This is a genomic window from Streptomyces spinosisporus (genome assembly GCF_022698145.1).
In the GTDB taxonomy this organism is placed as follows: Bacteria; Actinomycetota; Actinomycetes; order Streptomycetales; family Streptomycetaceae; genus Streptomyces; species Streptomyces spinosisporus.
The window spans coordinates 292,311-312,030 of record NZ_JALDAX010000005.1 but is presented as its reverse complement, the minus strand read 5'-3'; the positions used below and the strand labels follow the sequence as shown (position 1 = coordinate 312,030).

Sequence of the window (19,720 nt, the reverse complement as noted above, 5' to 3'; positions counted from 1 at the left end):
CATGCTTGATCACGTCATCAAAGGGGCGACGGTTGTTGACGGGACCGGGGCGCCCGGATTCGTCGCCGACGTCGGTATCCGGGACGGGCGGATCGCTGTTGTCGGGGCTGTCGCCGAGGAGGCGCGCAGTTCCGAGGACGCGTCGGGGATGGTCCTCGCCCCCGGGTTCGTCGACCCCCACACGCACTACGACGCCCAGCTCTTCTGGGATCCGTATGCCACGCCCTCCCTGAACCACGGAGTGACGACCGTGGCCGCGGGCAACTGCGGGTTCACGCTCGCGCCCTTGAATCCGTCCCGCCCCGAGGACGCCGACTACACGCGGCGGATGATGTCCCGGGTGGAGGGGATGTCGCTGGTGGCGCTGGAGGAGGGGGCGCCGTGGAGTTGGAATGCGTTCGGGGAGTATCTGGACGCCCTTGAGGGGCGGATCGCCGTCAACGCCGGGTTCATGGTGGGGCATTGCGCGCTGCGGCGGTATGTGATGGGGCCCGACGCCGTCGGTGGGCAGCCCAGTGAGGAGCAACTCGCCGAGATCGTACGGCTGTTGCACGAGGCCATGGATGCCGGTGCGTGGGGGTTCTCCACCACGCAGTCCTCCACCCATTCGGACGGCGACGGACAGCCCGTGGCCTCGCGGCATGCGAAACCCGCGGAGCTGCTCGCGCTCTCGCGGGCCGTCGGTGAGCACGAGGGCACGCAGATCGAGGCGATCGTCGCCGGCTGCCTGGACCAGTTCAGCGACGCGGAGATCGAGCTGTTCGCGGAGATGAGCGCCGCCGCCGGGCGGCCCCTGAACTGGAACGTGCTGACCATCGACGCGGCCGTCCCCGAGCGGGTGCCCCGGCAGCTGTTCGCGAGCGAGCGGGCGCGCAAGGCGGGCGGCCGGGTCGTCGCGCTGACCATGCCGATCCTCACGCCGATGAACATGTCGCTCGGCACGTTCTGCGCGCTGAACCTGATACCCGGCTGGGGCCCGATCCTCGCGCTGCCGGTCCCGGAGCGCATCGCCAAGCTGCGCGACGCCGACGTACGCGCCGAGATGCTGCGGCGCGCCGAGTCGAAGGAGGCGGGCGTCTTCCGGCGGCTCGCCAACTTCGGGCGGTACGTCATCGGCGACACCTACAGCGAGGCGAACGCCGGGCTGACCGGGCGGGTGGTACGTGACATAGCACAGGAGCGTGGCCAGGACCCCTTCCACTGCCTGGTCGAGATCTGCGCCGCCGACGATCTGCGTACGGTCCTGTGGCCGATGCCCACCGACAACGACCCGGCGTCCTGGGCGCTGCGGGCGGAGACCTGGCAGCACGAGGACGTGATGCTCGGCGGGTCCGACGCGGGCGCGCATCTGGACCGCATGTGTGGGGCGCCGTACACGACGCGCTTCCTCGGCGACTGTCTGCGCCGCCGCAAGCTGGTCGGTCTCGAACAGGCCGTCAAGATGCTCACCGACGACCCGGCGCAGCTGTTCGGGCTGCGCGAGCGCGGCCGTGTCCAGGAGGGCTTCCATGCGGACCTGGTGCTCTTCGACCCGGAGCGGATCGACGCGGGCCAGGCCACCCTGGTGCACGACCTGCCGGGTGACAGTCCGCGGCTCGACGCCAAGGCGATCGGGATACGGGCCGTGTGGGTCAACGGCACCGAGGCGATCCGGGACGACGTGGTGAGCGGTGCCGTACCGGGCAGGGTGCTCAGGTCCGGGCGGGACACGAGGACGGTGAGCACCCGGTGAGCGGAGCGGCCGACGGGCAGCGGCTGTTCGTCGGGGGTGCGTGGGTCGAGCCGGACGGCGGGCACTACGCCGTGGTCGACCCGGCGAGCGAGGAGACCGTCGGCTGGGCCCCGGAGGCCTCGCGGGATCAGGTGCACGCGGCGTGTGCCGCGGCCCGCGAGGCCTTCGGGCCGTGGTCGAGGACGTCACCGGAGGAGCGGGCGGCAGTGCTCGGCCGGGCGGCGGAGATCATCGGCAGCCGCTTCGGGCCCTACGCCGAGCTGGCGCAGGCGGAGACCGGTGCGACGACCGGGACGGCACGGGCGATGCAGGTCGGGGTGGGCATGGCCCGGTTCCGGCGGTACGCGCGCGTGGAGCCCGCCGAGTGGGCGGTCGCGCCGCAGATCAATGAAGCGGGGCCCATGGGCGAGGCCGGTGTGATGGGTGCGCTCGCCGTGCGCCAGCCGGTCGGCGTCGTCACCTGCATCACGTCGTACAACAACCCGTGGGCGAACCCGGCGGGCAAGATCGCCCCCGCGCTCGCCATGGGCAACACCGTGGTCGTGAAGCCGGCCCCGCAGGATCCGCTGTCGGTCTTCCGGATGGCGGAGGCCCTGGAGGCGGCGGGCGCGCCGCCGGGCGTGGTGAACGTGGTCTGCGGGCAGTCGGCGGAGGTCGGCGAGGCGGCGGTGGAGTCGCCCGACGTCGACATGGTGAGCTTCACCGGCTCCACGGCGGTCGGCCGGCGCATCGCCGAGGCGTGCGGCCGTGACATGAAACGCCAGTTGATGGAGCTGGGCGGCAAGGGGGCGGCGCTCGTCTTCGACGACGCGGACCTGGCGTCGGCGGTGGCGGGAATCGGCACCACCTTCTCCTTCTACAGCGGTCAGATCTGCACGGCCCCGACGCGGGTGCTCGCGCAGCGCGATGTGTACGACCGGCTCGTGGAGCAACTGGACGGTTATGCGCGCCGGTTGAAGGTCGGCGATCCCAGGGACAAGAACACCGCGGTCGGCCCGGTGATCTCCGCGGCGCACCGGGAGCGGGTGGAGTCGTACGTCGAACTGGGACGCAAGGAAGGCGCAGTGGCGGTCACCGGCGGCGAACGCCCGCCGCACGAGCACGGGTTCTACGTCGCACCGACCCTGCTCGCCGACTGCACCAACGAGATGCGCGTGGCCCGCGAGGAGATCTTCGGGCCCGTCGTCGTGGTCGTCCCCTTCGACGACGAGGACGAAGGCGTCGCCCTCGCCAACGACAGCGACTACGGCCTCATCGACTACGTCTGGTCCGGCGACGTCGCCCGCGCCTTCCGCGTGGCCCGGCAGCTGCGGTCCGGCGGGGTCGGCATCAACACCGTCGGCCGCAACATGGAGGCACCCTTCGGCGGCTTCAAGAAGAGCGGGGTGGGCAGGGACGTCGGCTCGTACGCCCTGCACGCGTACAGCGAGGTACAGGCGATCGTGTGGCCGGGGTGAAACGGGGCGCGCCGGGCGCGCACGCCCTTCCCGTCCTCGTCCGGCCTCAGTCCGCCAAGTCCACCCGCACCGTCAGCAGGCCCGCGCCGACCGTGCGTACGGCCAGGCTGTTCATGCGGGGCAGGGTGCGCAGGCGGGTCAGGGGGTCGTCGTCCGGGAGGAGGTGGGCGGTGCCGGTGTGCCAGTGGCCGTGCAGGCGGATGCGTACGTGCGGGTCGGCCTTGATGTTGCGCACGTACTGGGAGCGCTCGCCGAACTCGGAGACCAGCCAGAACGCGTCGCCGACCCGGCGCCCGCCGACCGGTGTGCGGCGGGGCAGGCCCGAGGTGCGGCCCGTCGTCTCCAGCAGGGTGTGACCCGGCAGGCGGCGCACGAGCGCGTTCAGCCGGCGCTGGAACGTCGTGACGAGGCGGTACTTGGTCTCCGAGTGGCGGGGCATGTTCGCGGTTCTCCTGTCGCGGGGACGTTGATGCCTTTCAATGTCTCCCATGCGCGTGGTGACCTGGAATCTGTGGTGGCGTTTCGGTCCCTGGGCCGAGCGGCAGAAGGCCGTCCTCGCCGTGCTGGAGGAGCTGCAGCCGGACGTCGTGGGGCTGCAGGAGGTGTGGTCCGCCGACGGCGAGAACCTCGCCGAGTGGCTGGCCGGCGAGCTCGGACTGCACTGGACCTGGGCCGCCTCGCCCGCCCCCGAGCGCTGGCAGCGGCGCATAGCCGAGCCGGGCGTCGAGATCGGCAACGCGGTGCTCAGCCGCTGGCCGGTCCTGCAGCGTGAGGTGCTGCGGCTGCCCGCCCCCGAGGAGCTCGACGACGGCCGCCTCGCCCTCTACGCCCGCCTGGACGCCCCCGGCCACCCGGTGCCCTTCTTCACCGCCCACCTGTCGTCGCCGCTGCACGTCTCCGCCGTACGTCGCACCCAGGTCACCGCTCTCGCCGAGTTCGTCGCCGCCCACCGCGGCGGCACCGCCTTCCCGCCCGTCGTCACCGGCGACTTCAACGCCTGGCCCGACTCCGACGAGATCCGCCTGTTCGGCGGGCTGCGCACCGCCCCCGTCGTCCCCGGCCAGGTCTTCTTCGACGCCTGGGACTACGCCGACCCGGCCGCCCCGTCGGTCACCTGGGACATCGCCAACCCCTACGTGCACCCGGGCCTCGGCCCGAGCCTGCGCATGGACTACATCCATGTCGGCGGCCCGGCCGGCCCCGACGGCATCGGCACGGTCCGCCACGCCCGCCGAGCGGGCGACGGCCCGGTCGACGGGGTGTGGCCCTCCGACCACGCGGCGGTCGTCGCGGACCTCACCTTCCGCTGACCGCACGGGACTTCAGCGCGTCGAGTGCGGTGAAAGTCAGGTGGCGCCGGGCACCCGCGCAGCGGTCAGGCGGCCGTCATGCTGATATTCGATCAGGAATCCCTCATCGACGACGAACACCCACACGTCGTCGCTTGTACAGAGGATGTCCTCCGCATGCTTGGCGGCACTACCCCCGGGCATCGCCACGGCAGGCACCCTGATATTCCCCCAGAAGACGACAACAAGGCTGTCCGCGGGCAGCCGGGACAGCCAGCCACCCATCACTACAGCGGCTTCCGGCTCATCCGCGGTAAAAACCTGCTCGGAGAAATCGGATCCGGCCCAGTCGATCCCGGTCCAGTCGGAGTGCGGGAATCTGTTCAGGCTTGCGTTCTCGAATTCATCGTTTTCCGAAGCGTCAAGGATCATCACCTGTCCACGCTCTTCCGGATCCAGACGCTCCAGGAGATCGTCCAGACGGGCCCTGGCGGTCCCGTATGCCTTGGACGTAGCCACTAGGTGTTCCCCTTCAGAATGCGCAACATGTCCGCCTCGGTTCCGTTCCAGCGAACGGCATATCTCTGGCCGCCTCTCCCCACAGCCACATTGATGTGCGGACCCTTAACTGGATCGTAGTCTATTCGGAACTGCTTCCACACGCCGTCAACGCGAGTTTCGAAGCCAACGACACGCCCGAAAGCGGCAGATTTACCCATACGCCCCTCGTAAGGCGTTCGAGTATGCGGATCTATGTCACCCAGGATCTCCAGCGCCTTATTCCTCGCCTGCTCATAGGAATCAAAAGGAACGTTGCCGTTGGGGTCCTTCCCGACTGTGATCTCCGGGATTCGTTTCGCCGCATCGTATTCCGGGGCCAGGCCCAGAGGATCGACCCAGATATGGGGATTTTGAACATAAGTTACCGGATTGAGTGCCGGTTCAAGCCCTAGCGGATCCGTACTGAAATATCGACCGGTAGCGGGATCGTAGTGCCGAAAGTAATTGTAGTGTAGGCCGGTCTCGGGGTCGTAGTATTGCCCCGGAAAGCGCAGGGGTGTGTAGGTGGTGCTGCCCGATGCCCAGGCTGTGGCGCCCCACAGCGTGCTCCGTGCGCGCCAGGCAATCTCGCCCTGCTCGTCAACGAGTTCAGTGGGCGTACCCACAAGGTCGGTGACGATGGCGAAGAAGCGTGAGTCGATCTCCGGCTGGCTCGAATCCGAGCCGATGATGCGCTCGGTTTGCGCGACGGGCTGCAGGCCCTGATGGTCCCAGGTAAGCGCAACGGGGTGGGCAAACTGCGCGTTCATGCTGGTCTCTTCGCACAGTGTTGTGCCGTCCCAGGTGAAGTCGACGCGTTCGGTGACGGTGCCATCCTCGTCGGCCATACGGACTTTCGCCGTGCGGCGGCCCAGCGGATCGTAGGTGTAGCACCACCGGGTGCCGTCCGGTGTGACCACCGAGGTCAGACGATCCTCTACGTCCCACTCGTAGCGCCATGTCTCCGGCTTACGAGAGAGCCGGGCCTTCTGCCGCAGAACGATGCGGCCCAGGGCATCATGTTCGTACCGGACATTCCCTGCGTGGGAGATGCGGGTGCCATCGTACGTCCGGCGGCCAGTGGCCTCACCGCCGAGGTGGGCTGTTGGCCAGGTTGCCGCGGTCTGGTTGCCCGTCGCGTCGTAGGCGTAAGTCTCCGTCCAGTTCGCCGCGTGCACGGCGGTTACCCTGCCTGGCGTTTCCACGTCGAAGTGACGCGGTCCGGTGAGCAGGTCGCCAACGGCGGCCAGAGCGCCGTCGGCGCGGTAGGTGTAGGTCCGGCGCTGGGCCACGCGGCCGCTTCGACCTGATACGCACTGGGCGGTCAAGCGCCCCAAGGGATCATAGGCGCGGGTGAGGGTGACCGACTCGCCCGCGCTGCAGGCCAGTTCGCGTCCTGCCTGGTCATAGCTGAAGTCCAGGCTTCGCCCCGACGTCATCAGTCGCGTGCGATGGCCTGCGGCGTCGTACGTCCAGTTGCTCTGGGCCCCGGTGGGCGTGGTCCGGCCTGTGCGGCGGCCCAACTCGTCGTAGGTGTAGGTCACCGTTCGGCCGTTGACCGTCTCCGAGAGCACACGTCCCAAGTCGTCGCGCACGAGGCAAAGGGTGGCGTCCGGGCCGACGGCGCCGACGAGTTGGCCCGCCGCGTCGTAGGCATATGTCGTGATCCGTCCGCCGGAGTTCTTGCGGGTCACCTGACCAAGCACGTCACGTTCGAGCCTGATGGTCTGGCCCAGAGCATCAGTACGGCTCATCAAGCGGCCGCCCCGGTCGTAGCCGTAACGGCGAGTACAGCCGTCGAAATCGGTTTCGCGAACCAGGTTGCCTGCCGCGTCGTAGTGATAGGACCATCTCAGTCCCTGCGGATTCGTGACTTCCCTCAGACGCAGCTCGCTGTCGTAGACGAACTCGTATCGGGCGCCGTCGGGTCCGATGCGCGCAGACAACAGGTCGAAGTATGTGTACTCGAAGCGTGATACGGCGCCCAAGGCATCGGTATGGCTCGTGCAGTTGCCGTCGCCGTCGTACTGCCACGACTCGGCAGTCCCGTCCGGGGCGACACGGCGCGTCGGCTTCCCTTCAGCGGTCCACTCCAACTGCGTCACATGGCCGAGCGGATCAACAAAGGCGACGAGCTGCCCGAACGTGTTCCGGTCATATCGGATCGTCGCACCGAGCGGGTCGGTGACGGATTCGGGGAGCCCCACAGGATTGCAGCGAATCTGCGTCGTGTGCCCGAGCGCGTCAACGAACGCGGTGATATGTCCGGCCGAGTTGTATGCGGCCCTGGTGACAGCTCCTGAGGGATCCGTGGCACGGACCAGATTGCCGCGTTCGTCGTACTCCCTTCGGTACACCGAGCCGTTCGTCTCGGTGATCGACGTCGGCAGTCCCAACTCGTTGTATTGAGCTCGAGTGGTTCGGCCGTCCGGGCGTATGACCATGGCCACGCGACCTTGCTCGTCGTAGCCGTACCGTGTCGTGCAGCCGAGTGGGTCGGTGGCGGCTACGAGTCGCGAGCTTTCGTCCCATTCCTGCGTCGTGACATTGCCCAGGGGGTCGGTCTCCCGGACCAGACGCAGGTGCTCGTTGTGTTCGTAAGTGCGGGTGTGGCCGAGGGAGTCGGTGACGTGGGTGGTGCTACTGGCGTCGTCGTAGGTCAGGGTGGAGGCCAGAGCGTTGCCGGTGCCACCGGTGGTGGTCACGCGGCCCCGGTCGTCGTACTCGTACCAGTAGAGGTTGGTGTTGCGGTCGGTCCAGGAGGTGATGCGGCCTTCGGTGTCGTAGGTGTACCGCATGGGCAGGCCGGAGGAGTTGAACTCCTGGGTCAGGTGGCCGTGTTCGTCGTAGCCGAAGGTGAGCAGGGTGGTACCGGGGCGGCTCGGGTGGGCCGGGTCCAGCAGGCGCAGGCCGGTGATGCGGGAGCGGGCCGGGTCGTGGTCCAGGGCGATGTGGTAGCCGCCCGAGTGCGTGACGGCAGTGGGGATGTCGCCCTCGGTGTAGACGATGGTGATGCGGTTGTTGTTGCGGTCGGTGATGTGCTGCAGCGGCAGGTCGACCGCTTCCTCGCCGGCCGCCGCGATGGGGGTGTGGAAGACGTAACTCAGGCCGCTGTCCGGGTCGGTGATGCGCACCGCGCCGTCGGTCTCGTCGTCCCAGGCCAGCATCAGCCGCGAGCCCGGCGTCACCGGGCGCACCGGATCGGTGGCCTCCGGGTCAAGGGGTGGGAAGCACAGGCGGGCGCCGTCCGCGGCCGCGAACACGAAGCCCTCGTCGTCGGCCTGGACGCGCTGGTCGAGGGTGGAGGCCCAGCTGGGGCCGAACCAGCCGCCCCACCGGTAGGAGGAGACGTGGGTGCGCTCCAGGATCAGCGGCAGCACGCCAGAGAGCCGGACGTCCACGAGGGGAAGCACCATGTCGCCGGTGGCCACGTCGATCGGGTCCCGGACGAACGTCTTGACCAGGTTGCGGATCGACGCGGGCAGCTTGTTGAAGCCCGGGTTCAGCCTCAGCCGCTCGAACGCCGCGCAGTCCAGCCCCATCGACTTGCTCAGCTTCGCCAGCGCCGCCGGACCCAGCGCCTTCAGCCCCTTGCCGAGCGCCTTGCCCAGCACCCCGAAGCCGACACCCAGCACCGCGCCCTCGGTGAGGATCCCGGCCAGCTTGCCCGGGTCCTTGAACGCCCCCGGATCCTTCAACAGGGTCTCGAAGGCGGAGAACGCCATGCCGCCCTTGGCCATCTTGGCCACCTCGGCGACCCCGCGGACCTCCTTGAGCGCCTGCAACGCCCGCTCGATGCCCCGGATGACCTCCATCACCCCGCGGATCACCGACCCGAGCGCGGTGCCCTCCTCCTCGATCCGCCCGACCAGCGCCACCACCTTCAGCGCCCGCTCGCCGGCCATCAGCGTGGAGGCCACCTCCGAGGCACCCGCGGTCAGGATCGACAGGGCCAGACCGGCGATCTCGAACTCGGCGATCTCCGCCAGCATCACCCCGATCTCGGACAGCAACTCGTGCGCCTTGTCCGCGAAGTCGTCCAGCGCCTTGGCGCCCTCGCGCAGCGCGTGGGCCATGTCCGTGGCCTGCTTGCGGGCCGTCCTGGCGCGCTTGGTGAACGCCTTGGCCGCCTTGCCCTGCCACTGCACACCGGCCAGCGACTTCCGGGCGGCCTCCGCCGCGTCGTCCAGACCGGTCGCCAGGTGCCGCCACTTCTTGGCGATCTCGCGGACCCCGTCCGGGTCCACCGCCGGATCGGTGATGCCCAAGAACTCCAGACCGCTGGCGACACTGTCGCCGAACATGTGGTTGAACTTGTTGACGTAGTGCAAAGGGTTGAGATCGACCATGACGCCGCCGCTCAGCCCTTCTTTTCCTGCGCCGCGGCCGCGATCAGCACATCCAGCAGATCGAACGCGGCGGAGACGTCACCCATCAGCTTCGCCTCCGCCTCCCACTCCTCCTCCAGGGCCTTGGTCAGCTTGACCAGGGTGGTCATGCCTTTCTCGATCTCACCCTTCGCGCCCAGCAGCGACCCCAACGCACCCAACGCCCCCAGGTCATGCGACTGCGCCCGGAACTCCTGCAACGGTTTCGCCGTGTGATGCCCCACCCCACGCAGCCCCGACGCCGCCTTGTGCATCGACGTCGCTTCCTTCTTCAGGTCCGACACGCCACTCAGCCCCCGTACTTCACCCTGTGCACATGCCAACCCCACGACACTAGGCAGAGCACGCATAACACAGGTAATGGGGACGCCAAGGGAGGGCAAATGTCGCTGCTCCTGAACCCCGTCAGGCTGGAGACCTAGCCACGCCCCAAGAAGATCGGGTTGGTGAACGCCGCCAGTGCCCCCGGTAGCGGTCCCGCCGCTGTCTCGTGTCTCAACTCCGCGCGTACGTAGGCCGCGTACGACGGAGTCGTCTGCCACTCCACCGTGCCCGAGCCCCCGACCGGTAGGGGATCGGAGGTGAGCAGGACGCCCTGGTCGGTGACGAGGCGGATGGTGCAGCGGGGGGCGCCGGTGGCTTCCACGCGGACCGTGACGGGGGTGTCGGGGGCGACCTCCAGGCGTTCGCCGATGCCCGCGTGCTGCCCCCTTCCGCCGGTCGCGGTGAAGGTGAGCGAGACGTTCTTGGACTCGGCGACGTAGGAGCGGCCCGCGCGGATGCCGTCCTGGATGGCCTCGCGGGTCAGGTCCTCGGCGAGGACGACGGTCTGCGGCAGCCCGACCGCGTCCGGGTCCCGGTGCGCGTCGCTGTTGCCCATGGCGGGCAGCCACTCCTCGCGCCCCTCGCGCACGGTCGCGACCAGCAGGTTGTCCCACTCCGCGAGTGTCACCTCGTCGTCGGGCGTGTACGGGCCGTTCCACACCTCCACCGCGTCCGCCTCGCCGAACCCGAACTTCCATCCACAGCCGATGCAGGTGGCGTGCGGGTGGGCGGGGACGACCAGGCCGCCGGCCCGGCGGATCTGGCGGGCGTACTTGGCCCAGCGGTTGTCGCGGGCCCGGTAGCGCCAGTCGACGAAGGTGCCGGGCTCGGTGCCGAGCGCGACGACATGGCCGTTGCGGGTGGTGATCTCCTCGCCCAGCATGATCAGCAGGTCGTCGCCCGCCTCGGAGGCCCAGTGCGCATGGGCCGAATGCGTGTTGTGGTCCGAGGAGTTGATGAAGTCAAGCCCGGCGGCCCGGGCGAGCGCGGCGATCTCCGCCGGGGTGCGGCGCCCGTCGGAGTACCAGGAGTGCAGATGGCAGTCGCCGCGGTACCAGGCGCGACCCCGCCCCTTGGCCCGCTCCGGCGGGTAGACGGGCGCCGGCGTCCTGCCGGGCTCCCCGTACGTCAGCGTGACGGTGAGCTCGTACGACAGCCCCTGCGGGGCGACCGTGTACGGCCCCAGCGCCACGTACCAGGTGCCCTCCCGCACCGGCCCGGGCACATAGCCCGGCGTCGCGTCGTCCGCGCGGATGAAGAACTCCGAGCGCGCGCCGCCCGACCAGCCGCGAAAGCCCCGGCCGCCGAGATCGGTGCCGCGCTCGTCGAAGATGCCGATGTCGAGGGCGTTGCCCTGGGTGCCGGCCGGGACGGACGGCTTGTCGTAGGTGTAGGCGACCTTGATCTCCCGTACGCCGGAGGGGACTTCGACGGGTACGTACACGAAGTCCGGCGAACCGGTGGGCAGGGTGCCGCGAATCGTCCTGGTCTGCTGGTCCTGGCCGTCGGCCGCCGCGAAGCTCACGCTTCCCAACGTAAGCGCGGCGGCCGCGCCCGTCACGAACAGAGCGCGTCGTCCGATGCCATGGGCGTCCTCACACATGCGAGCCACCTTTGTGTCCGGGTGTGAACTTCCGTGAAAGGGGAGGGAATCGGGGCCCGACGATATGGCATGTACATGGATGCGGGTCCAGGGGCGCGACGGTTCTTCCGGTGTGATCGGTCGCTGTGATCGGCGCTGTGATCGGTCGCTGTGATCCGTGAAAACGAGGCCGACTGGTCGGTATGGACATTTGAGGGGGTGCCGGGTAGAGAAGGGCCATGCGTATCGCTGTCACGATCTTCCTCACTGACGAGACCGTCGCCCCCGTCCGACTCGCCCGTGAGCTGGAACAGCGCGGCTTCGCGGGCCTGTATCTGCCCGAGCACACCCACATCCCGGTGGAGCGCGCGACGCCGTACCCGGCGGGCGGCGAGCTGCCGCCCGAGTACGGCCGCACCCTCGACCCCTTCGTCGCGCTCGGCCAGGCCGCCGCGGTCACCGAGCGGCTCGGCCTCGGTACCGGCATCACGCTGGTCGCCCAGCACGACCCGATCGCCCTCGCCAAGCAGATCGCGACCCTCGACCACCTCTCCGGCGGCCGCTTCACGCTCGGCCTCGGCTTCGGCTGGAACGTCGAGGAGGCCGCCGACCACGGCGTCGAGTGGCGTACCCGGCGCGACCTGGTCAAGGACCGCATGGCGCTGATGCGCGCCCTGTGGTCGGAGGAACCGACCGCCTACGAGGGCGAGTTCGGCAGTGTGCGGGCCTCCCACGCCCACCCCAAACCGGCCCAGAAGCCGCGCGGCCCGGTCACCGGCCCGCGCACCCTCGTCGGCGGGGCGGCAGGCCCCAAGCTCTTCTCCCACATCTGCGCCTACGCCGACGGCTGGATGCCGATCGGCGGGCGCGGCCTCACCGAGTCGCTGCCGGTGCTGCGGGCGAACTGGGCGGACGCGGGCCGCGACCCCGATGCCCTCCAGATCGTCCCGTACGCCGTCTACCCCAGCTCCGGCAAGCTCGCGCACTACGCGGACCTGGGCATCGAGGAGGTCGTGGTCCAGCTGCCGCCGGCCGGGGAGGCGGAGGTCCTCCGGGTGCTTCAGGGGTACGAGGCCTTCCTGGGCTGACCTCTCGGCGCCTTCCCGGGCTGACCTCTCGGCCCTGATCAGCTCGACCGTATGCTCGAAGGATGACGACTTCCGTGAGCTCCGGAACCGGCTCTTCCGACCGCCCCGGCGGCACCGGCCCGACCGGGAACTCCATGCGTCGTGCGCTCAAACGCGCCCGGGACGGTGTGGCGCTCGACGTCGCCGAGGCGGCTGTTCTGCTCCAGGCGCGCGGCGCGGACCTGACCGACCTCGCCGCGTCCGCCGCCCGGGTCCGTGACGCGGGCCTCGAGGCGGCGGGCCGGCCCGGTGTCATCACGTACTCCAAGAGCGTCTTCATCCCCCTGACCCGGCTGTGCCGAGACAAGTGCCACTACTGCACCTTCGTCACCGTGCCCGGCAAGCTGCGCCGGGCCGGGCACGGGATGTTCATGTCGCCGGACGAGGTCCTCGACATCGCCCGCAAGGGCGCCGCGCTGGGCTGCAAGGAAGCCCTGATCACCCTCGGCGACAAGCCCGAGGAGCGGTGGCCCGAGGCCCGCGAGTGGCTCGACGCGCACGGCTACGACGACACCATCGCCTACGTCCGCGCCATCTCGATCCGCATCCTGGAGGAGACCGGGCTGCTGCCCCACCTCAACCCGGGCGTCATGTCCTGGACGGACTTCCAGCGGCTCAAGCCCGTCGCCCCGAGCATGGGCATGATGCTGGAGACGACCGCGACCCGCCTGTGGTCCGAGCCCGGCGGCCCGCACTACGGCTCACCGGACAAGGAACCGGCCGTACGGCTGCGGGTGCTGGAGGACGCCGGCCGCTCCTCGGTCCCCTTCACCTCCGGCATCCTCATCGGCATCGGCGAGACGTACGAGGAGCGGGCGGAGTCGCTGTTCGCGCTGCGGAAGATCTCGCGGGCGTACCACGGCATCCAGGAGCTGATCATCCAGAACTTCCGCGCCAAGCCGGACACCGCGATGCGCGGCATGCCGGACGCGGAACTGGACGAGCTGGTGGCGACGGTCGCCGTCGCCCGGCACATCATGGGGCCGTCCGCCTGCCTCCAGGCCCCGCCGAACCTCGTCGACGCCGAGTACGAGCGGCTGATCGGCGCCGGCATCGACGACTGGGGCGGGGTGTCCCCGCTGACCATCGACCACGTCAACCCCGAACGCCCCTGGCCGCAGATCGAGGAGCTCACCGAGCGCTCCGCGGCGGCCGGCTTCGAGCTACGTGAACGCCTGTGCGTCTACCCGGAGTTCGTGACCCGCGGCGAGCCCTGGCTGGACCCGCGGCTGCGCCCGCACGTCGGCGCCCTGGCCGATCCGGAGACGGGCCTCGCCCGCCCGGACGCGGTCGTCGAGGGCCACCCCTGGCAGGAACCGGAGGAGGTCTTCGTCCCCTCCGGCCGTACCGACCTGCACACGGCCATCGACACCGAGGGCCGCACCTCCGACCGCCGCGACGACTTCGACGAGGTCTACGGCGACTGGGCCGAACTGCGCGCGGCGGCCGCCCCCGGGATGGTGCCGCAGCGCATCGACACGGACGTACGGGCGGCGCTGGCGACGGCGGCCGACGACCCGACCCGCCTCACCGACGACGAGGCCCTCGCCCTGCTGCACGCGGACGGCCCGGCCCTGGACGCGCTCACCCGCATCGCGGACGACGTGCGCAAGTCGGCCGTCGGCGACGACGTGACGTACATCGTCACCCGCAACATCAACTTCACCAACGTCTGCTACACCGGCTGCCGCTTCTGCGCCTTTGCCCAGCGCCGCACCGACGCCGACGCCTACACCCTTTCCCTGGAGCAGGTCGCCGACCGCGCCCAGCAGGCCTGGGACGTGGGCGCGGTGGAGGTGTGCATGCAGGGCGGCATCCACCCCGACCTGCCCGGCACGGCGTACTTCGACATCGCGAAGGCGGTCAAGGAGCGCGTGCCCGGCATGCATGTGCACGCCTTCTCCCCGATGGAGGTCGTCAACGGCGCGACCCGCACCGGCATGTCGATCCGCGAGTGGCTGAGCGCCGCCAAGGAGGCGGGCCTCGACACCATCCCGGGTACGGCGGCCGAGATCCTCGACGACGAGGTCCGCTGGATCCTGACCAAGGGCAAACTGCCCACCGCCACCTGGATCGAGGTGGTCACGACGGCCCACGAGCTGGGCATCCGCTCGTCCTCGACGATGATGTACGGCCATGTCGACCAGCCCCGGCACTGGCTCGGCCATCTGCGCACCCTGGCCGGCATCCAGCAACGCACCGGCGGCTTCACCGAGTTCGTGACCCTGCCCTTCATCCACACCAACGCCCCGGTCTACCTGGCGGGCATCGCCCGCCCCGGCCCCACCATGCGCGACAACCGCGCCGTGACGGCGATGGCCCGCCTGCTGCTGCACCCGCACATCCCCAACATCCAGACCAGCTGGGTCAAGCTCGGCACCGAGGGCGCGGCCGAGATGCTCCGCTCCGGCGCCAACGACCTGGGCGGCACCCTCATGGAGGAGACCATCTCCCGCATGGCGGGCTCCTCCTACGGCTCCTACAAGTCCGTCAAGGACCTGATCGCCGTCGCGGAGGCCGCCGGACGCCCCGCGAAACCGCGCACCACCCTCTACGGCGACGTACCCGAGGAACGGCAGCGGGCGGCGGCGGCATCCGATGGGCACCTCCCCGAGCTGCTGCCCGTACTGGACTGAGGAGCGGAAGCATCACAGTACGATGATCGGACCCCTGTTCCGACGGGTCCGGGGGGATCGAGGGGCCCGAGGGTCCTGTGACCGAGGAGATGCGAGCCGTGCCAGCCTCGAAGGTCTGGGTGACCGGCCTGACGGTGGGAGCGATAGCCGCTGTCACCGTCCTGGCCGTGCAGGCCGACAAGGGACCGAAGCCGCACGCGGTCGCGGCCCGGCCGAGCGCGTCGGCGTCGGCGCATCCCAAGCCCACCGCGTCCAAGCCGCCGGCCGCGGTGCCGGACGGCTCGGGGACGGGGCGCCGCATCGTCTACTCGCTCGGGCAGAAGACGGTCTGGCTGGTCGACGCGAGCGACGCGGCCCGGCGCACCTTCGCCGTCTGGCCCGGGACGGTCGCCCCGGACCCGGGCACCTACACCGTCGGCACCCGCACCGAGGGCCCGATCACCGGCTCCGACGGCGTGCAGATCGAGCACATCGTGTACTTCTCGGTGAAGTCCGGCTCCAACATCGCCTTCTCCAACGCGCTCGACGGCTCCTCGCCGCCGCCCGCCTCCGGAACCCCGACGGGCGGTATCCGGATGCGGACGGCGGACGGGACGGCGATGTGGGCGTTCGGGACGGCCGGGACGAAGGTCACGGTCGTGAAGTAGGCGGGACCTGAAGCAAGCCGGACGCGAAAAGGCCGGACTGCCGGTCAGTCCTCGCTCCCGCGGCCGGTCAGCTGCACGACGATCAGCACGACCCCGCTGAGCACGAACACCCGCAGCGCGGCGTCGAGTCCGTTCCAGGTCTTCGACTGCCACATGGAGAACCACTCGCCGCCGACCGCGATGAACCCGGCGCCGAACAGCAGCAGAAGCATCAGCAGGCCGTACGTGGAGACGGCGCGGGCGCGGGCGTTCTCGCGCCGGGCCCAGAGCCAGGTCCCGTAGACCAGGACCAGCGCGGCGACGGTCTCCCAGACGATGATGGCGACGTAAGCGGTGTTCTGCAGGCCCTTGTTGGTGATGGCTCTCCACATCAGGTCGTCGTCCTTGAACGTGGTGTCCATGGCCAGGACGTGCTGCACGAACGCCTGATTCGTGCCGAAGTCGGTGATGTTGCCGAAGGCGACGAGAGCGATGTAGAGGGCGACCGTCGCCGTGAGCAGCGCGGCCGTGACGGTCAGGGGGTTTCGGGGGGTGGTGGTCATGACAGCCATTCTCCCTGTGGCGATCAGTGGGCCCGCCACGAGGTGAGCCAGAATGGGGGGTCAGGGTTCGCGGGCGAGAGGACGTACCGGTGGCGCAGTCGGATCCGTCGCTGCAGGAGCTGAACCGGCAGAGCGTGCGGGCCGGTTTCGTGGGCCGGGAGTCCGAACGGGCCCTGTTCGCGCAGAACTTCGACATCCCGCCCACGGACGCACGCCACCACTTCCGCTTCCATGTGCACGGCCCGGCAGGCGTCGGCAAGACCTCGCTGATCCGGGAATGGCACCATCTCGCGCGCGAGCGCGGCGCGCTGACCGTGTACGTCGGCGATGGCGCGGGCAGCGTTCCCGAGGCCCTAGACGTGATCTGCCGTCAGTTCGCGGACCAGGGGCGCCGGTTGAAGGCGCTGGAGCGCAGGCTTGCCACCTACCGCGACCGGCGGCGCGAGGCCGAGGCGGCCGCTGCCGCCGCGTCGTCCCCCGAACCACCGACGGCGTCGGCCGGCAGCACGGCAGCCGTACAGATGGGTATCGGGCTGGTCGACGCCACCGTCCCGTTCGCCGGTGTGGTCACCCGAGGCATCCCCGCGGACCGGCTCGCCCAGGGCGCGGACCGCCTGTGGGCCGGCCTCGGCGCCCGCTTCCGCAACGAGGAGGACCGGGACCTGGTCCTGACCCCGGAGAAGGTGCTCACCCCGCTGCTGCTGCGCGAACTGCGGGACGCCGCCTCGGGGGGCCGGTGGGTCGTCCTGTTCTTCGACACGTACGAGCGGACCGGACCGTATCTCGAACCGTGGCTGCACGAGATGCTCACGGGCGACGAGGAGGAGCGCCGGCTGCCCGCCACGCTCGTCGTGGTCACCGCCGGGCAGCGCGCCCGTGACATCGGCCGCGGCGGCCTGTACTCCGTCGCGGACGTACCGCTGGAGCCGTTCACCGACGCGGAGGCACGGCAGTTGCTCGCCACACGCGGCGTGGTGGCCGAGCCGGTCGTCGAGGCGGTGCTGCGGATCACCGGCGGCCTGCCGGTCCTCGTGTCGACGCTCGCGACGAACGCCCCGGTCGGCCCGGAGGGCGTACGCGATCCGAGCACCGCCGCCGTGAAGCGCTTCCTGGACGGGGAGCCGAAGGCCCGCCGGGACGTCGCCACGCTGTGCGCCCTGCCGCGGTGGCTGGACGCCGACGTCTTCCGGGTCCTGGTCGACCGCCCGGACGAGGAACGGGACGAGCTGTACGAGTGGGTGACGTCGCTGCCGTTCGTCGACGCGGGCGGTGAGCGCACGCAGTACCACGACGTCGTACGGGCGCAGATGCTGCGTCTTGAGCGGCGCGAGCATCCGCGGACCTGGGCGCCGCGGCACCGGAAGCTGGCGGAGGCCTACGGGGAGTGGCGCGCGGACTGCGAGGCGAGCTGGGGAAACGGCAGCCTGTGGAAGGACGAGGAGTGGCGGGCGCTGCTCCTGGAGGAGACCTACCACCAGCTCTGTGCCCGCCCGCCCGCGGCGCTCGCCGACGCCCTGGGCAGGTTCGTCGAGGCCTGTTACAACGCGGACGAGGTCACGGGGCGTCGCTGGGCGCGCATGCTGGAGGACGCGGGCAAGGCCACGGACCACCCGGTCCTGCTCGACTGGGGCCGGGACCTGGGCGAGGCGCTCACGGACGAGGAGTTGGGCCTGACCAGGGCGGCGGATCTGCTCCTGGCCCGCCCGGGACTCGACGCCGAGGGCCGCGCGCTGGCCCATGTGCTGCGGGCCAGGGAACTGCGCGTCCGCCGCGAGTACGCACGGGCCCTGACGGACCTGGATCACGCGATCGAGCTCGATCCGGAGCAGCATGTGGCCCACTACTGCCGTGGTCTCACGCTCCGGCTGATGGAGGAGCTCCCGGCGGCGCTGGCGGCCCTCGACCGGGCGGCCGAACTGTCCCCCGGCACCAGGTGGATCCTCACCGAACGCGGGGAGACCCACCGGATGGCGGGCCGTTTCGAGGAGGCCGTGGCCGACTTCGACCGGGCCCTCGCCCTCGATCCGACCGACACGGCCGCGCTGACCGGGCGGGCCGTCTCCCGGCACGGCCTCGGACAGTACGACGCCGCGCTGGCCGACTTCAACCGCTCGCTGAGCATCGCCAACGACCTGTGGGCGCTGGTGCGCAGGGCCCGTCTGCACGGCAGCAGGGGAGAGCCGGAGCAGGAGTTCGCCGACTTCGACCTGGCGGTCTCCCGCGCTCCCGACGTGGCCTGGATCGCGTCGGAACGCGGCGACGCCTACCGTCGCGCGGGCCGCCTGGAGGACGCCGTCGCCGAGCTGACCCGGGCCGTCTCCCTCCGGCCCGACTACCCGTCGGCGCTCGCGAGCCGGGGAGAGGCCCTGCTCGCGCTCGGCCGGAGCGAGGAGGCGCTGGCCGACCTCGACCGTGCCTTCGAGCTGAAGCGCGACTACTCCTGGGCCCTGTGGGTGCGCGCCGAGGCCCGCGACCGGCTGGGCGACCGGGCGGGCATGTACGAGGACCTGCGACGGGCCGTCGAACTCGACCCCGGGGTCGACGCCTTCAGCCACCAGCTGGGGGAGCAGTACCGACGCGACGGCCGTTACGAGGAGGCCGTCGCCCTCTTCCACCGGGTCCTGGAACTGAGCCCCGACTACGACCCCACACTGGCCAGTCTCGGAGCGGTGCACCGCGCGCAGAAGAACCACGAGGAGGCGCTGCGCTGTCTCGACCGGGCCCTGGAGCTGGATCCCGAGGACGGGTGGGCGCACGGCCAGCGGGCACGGGTCCTCGTCGCGACGGGGCACGTCGACCGGGCGCTGGCCGACCTCGACCGGTGCGTCGCCCTCGGCACGGAGGCGGACTGGGCCCGCCGCAGGGCCGTCGACGTGCTGCAGCTGGCCGGCCGCTGGGACGAGGCGGACGCCCGGCTCGCCGACGCGGAACGGGCGGCGGGGCCCGGCCCCGAACTGGACGAGTGCCGCATCGAGACGCACCGCCACCACGGACGATGGGCCGAGGCCCGGCGGACGGCCGAGGCACTGCGCACGGCCGAACCGATCGCCGGCACCTTCCACCTCGCGATGGTCGTCAGCCGCTCCGAGGGACTGCACACCGCCGAGCCCCTGTGGCGGGAGCTGACCCGGCTCCTGGACGAGGGCGAGGACCCCGACGAGCTGGAGCGCGCGCAGGGGCGGTGCTTCGCCGGGTGCGCCCTCGCCGACTGGGCGGAGGCCGACCGGGGCCTCGCGGACTTCCTGGCCGCCGGCAGCGACTGGGACGACCTCGCCTACCTCACCGGCATCCTCACCGAACTGCAGCAGAGCCCCGACGCCGACCGGGAGCGCATCGGCCACTACCTGACAGTGGTCACCGAACAGTGATCACCGACGCCGACACCTGACCGCCACGGATCATTCGGCCAACATTTCGCATATCACTCTGCCCTCTCAACCCACCGTTCCCGTTCGA

Annotated in this window: 13 protein-coding genes; 7 read left to right on the top strand and 6 right to left on the bottom strand. The window is 70.4% G+C overall.

Going from position 1 to position 19,720, the window contains the following annotated elements; all coding sequences use genetic code 11:
• Position 1: 1 nt before the first annotated feature.
• Both MQN93_RS15965 and MQN93_RS15960 read left to right on the top strand, forming a co-directional pair.
• Positions 2–1,732, top strand: coding sequence for an N-acyl-D-amino-acid deacylase family protein (locus MQN93_RS15965; RefSeq protein WP_242709980.1), 1,731 nt, complete (start codon positions 2–4; stop codon positions 1,730–1,732).
• The gene (locus MQN93_RS15960) at positions 1,729–3,189 is read left to right on the top strand and encodes an aldehyde dehydrogenase family protein (RefSeq protein WP_242709979.1); all 1,461 of its coding nucleotides are present in this window, start codon (positions 1,729–1,731) and stop codon (positions 3,187–3,189) included. The genes MQN93_RS15965 and MQN93_RS15960 overlap by 4 nt, the downstream gene beginning before the upstream one ends.
• A 46-nt stretch (positions 3,190–3,235) precedes the next feature.
• Here MQN93_RS15960 and MQN93_RS15955 read toward each other — a convergent pair whose 3' ends face one another.
• A complete protein-coding gene (locus MQN93_RS15955; protein ID WP_242709978.1) occupies positions 3,236–3,628 on the bottom strand; it encodes a nitroreductase/quinone reductase family protein in 393 nt (130 codons plus the stop codon).
• 49 nt (positions 3,629–3,677) lie between these two features.
• On the opposite strand from MQN93_RS15955, the gene MQN93_RS15950 reads away from it, so the two are divergent.
• Positions 3,678–4,499 (top strand): endonuclease/exonuclease/phosphatase family protein, encoded by an 822-nt coding sequence (locus MQN93_RS15950; protein ID WP_242709977.1) that lies wholly within the window; start codon positions 3,678–3,680, stop codon positions 4,497–4,499.
• Positions 4,500–4,535: 36 nt separating this feature from the next.
• On the opposite strand, the gene MQN93_RS15945 is transcribed toward MQN93_RS15950, so the two are convergent.
• The 4 genes from MQN93_RS15945 to MQN93_RS15930 form a co-directional block, all read right to left on the bottom strand.
• A complete protein-coding gene (locus tag MQN93_RS15945) occupies positions 4,536–4,997 on the bottom strand; it encodes a CDI toxin immunity protein (protein ID WP_242709976.1) in 462 nt (153 codons plus the stop codon).
• Entirely contained in the window at positions 4,997–9,367 is a 4,371-nt protein-coding gene (locus MQN93_RS15940; RefSeq protein ID WP_242709975.1) for an RHS repeat-associated core domain-containing protein, read from the bottom strand. Before MQN93_RS15940 ends, MQN93_RS15945 begins: the two co-directional genes overlap by 1 nt.
• 11 nt (positions 9,368–9,378) lie before the next feature.
• A complete protein-coding gene (locus MQN93_RS15935) occupies positions 9,379–9,690 on the bottom strand; it encodes a hypothetical protein (RefSeq protein WP_242709974.1) in 312 nt (103 codons plus the stop codon).
• 134 nt (positions 9,691–9,824) lie between these two features.
• Entirely contained in the window at positions 9,825–11,333 is a 1,509-nt protein-coding gene (locus MQN93_RS15930; RefSeq protein ID WP_242709973.1) for a CehA/McbA family metallohydrolase, read from the bottom strand.
• Positions 11,334–11,551: 218 nt separating this feature from the next.
• Here MQN93_RS15930 and MQN93_RS15925 point away from each other — a divergent pair, with 218 nt between their 5' ends.
• The 3 genes from MQN93_RS15925 (at position 11,552) to MQN93_RS15915 (ending at position 15,722) form a co-directional block, all read left to right on the top strand.
• On the top strand, positions 11,552–12,400 hold the full coding sequence (locus MQN93_RS15925; protein WP_242709972.1) for an LLM class F420-dependent oxidoreductase: 849 nt from the start codon (positions 11,552–11,554) through the stop codon (positions 12,398–12,400).
• Positions 12,401–12,462: 62 nt separating this feature from the next.
• Positions 12,463–15,075 carry a bifunctional FO biosynthesis protein CofGH gene (locus MQN93_RS15920; RefSeq protein ID WP_037783133.1) on the top strand — a complete coding sequence of 871 codons (2,613 nt, stop codon included), beginning with the start codon at positions 12,463–12,465 and terminating at the stop codon, positions 15,073–15,075.
• Positions 15,076–15,164: 89 nt separating this feature from the next.
• Entirely contained in the window at positions 15,165–15,722 is a 558-nt protein-coding gene (locus MQN93_RS15915) for a L,D-transpeptidase (protein ID WP_037783267.1), read from the top strand.
• 44 nt (positions 15,723–15,766) lie between these two features.
• Here MQN93_RS15915 and MQN93_RS15910 read toward each other — a convergent pair whose 3' ends face one another.
• Positions 15,767–16,264, bottom strand: coding sequence for a DUF2165 domain-containing protein (locus MQN93_RS15910; RefSeq protein ID WP_242709971.1), 498 nt, complete (start codon positions 16,262–16,264; stop codon positions 15,767–15,769).
• An 89-nt stretch (positions 16,265–16,353) separates the two neighbouring features.
• On the opposite strand from MQN93_RS15910, the gene MQN93_RS15905 reads away from it, so the two are divergent.
• Complete coding sequence (locus MQN93_RS15905; protein WP_242709970.1) at positions 16,354–19,632, top strand: tetratricopeptide repeat protein; 3,279 nt, start codon at positions 16,354–16,356, stop codon at positions 19,630–19,632.
• Positions 19,633–19,720: the final 88 nt, after the last annotated feature.